Annotated in this window: 1 protein-coding gene; it reads right to left on the bottom strand. The window is 60.1% G+C overall.

Annotation, left to right across the window (positions count from 1 at the left end; translation table 11 throughout):
• The coding region (locus tag HOC_RS20690; protein ID WP_206741637.1) for an efflux RND transporter periplasmic adaptor subunit at positions 1–661 on the bottom strand (661 nt) is incomplete at both ends.

Raw genomic sequence — 661 nt, 5'->3', positions numbered from 1 at the left:
GTCAGGTAGGAATTGGCATTGTCGCCATCTCTTGCTGTCGCGACCTTCTCCAGGGCTTCGTGACTGACACCGGCAGCGTGCAGCTCGTTTTCGGCCGCATCACTCGCGGCTTTCGCGGCTTCAAATTCCGCACGGGCTGCCTGGACATCGGCTTCGGATGTGATCTTGTCGGCCCAGAGTTGTTCCTCGCGCGCGAGGGCCTGAGCGGCCAGGGCCTTGCCAGTTTCACCTTTCTGCCAGGCGGCTTTCAGGCCCGCGAGATCGCGACTGGAAATCAGTGCCAGCGTTTGGCCCCGCTTCACATGATCGCCTTCGCTGGCATAGAGCTTTGCGACCACGCCGCTGACCTTGGGTGAGACATTCGCCACCCTGTCTGCGTCGAACCTTATTTCCGCTGGAAGGCTGAGCGACTGGCCGATTTCGGCCAATTTCGCTTCACTGAGTTCAATGCCCGCTTCGCGCGCTTCTGCTTCGGTCAGATTGACGACATCGTCTTCGTCTTCGCCGTGTTCGTCGTGAGTATCGTTTCCTTCGGAGTCCTTCTCATTGTCGGCGGCCGAGAATGCCTCATACGGGGTGTGCCCGTGCGTGTCATTTACGGCCGAAGCGACGGCGCTGGTTTTGCCGTCTACCGCTGAAGTCTCGCCACAGGCAGACAGCA

Origin of the sequence: Hyphomonas oceanitis SCH89 (genome assembly GCF_000685295.1) — a bacterium.
Classification (GTDB): Bacteria; Pseudomonadota; Alphaproteobacteria; order Caulobacterales; family Hyphomonadaceae; genus Hyphomonas; species Hyphomonas oceanitis.
This window is presented reverse-complemented; position numbering and strand designations above follow the sequence as displayed.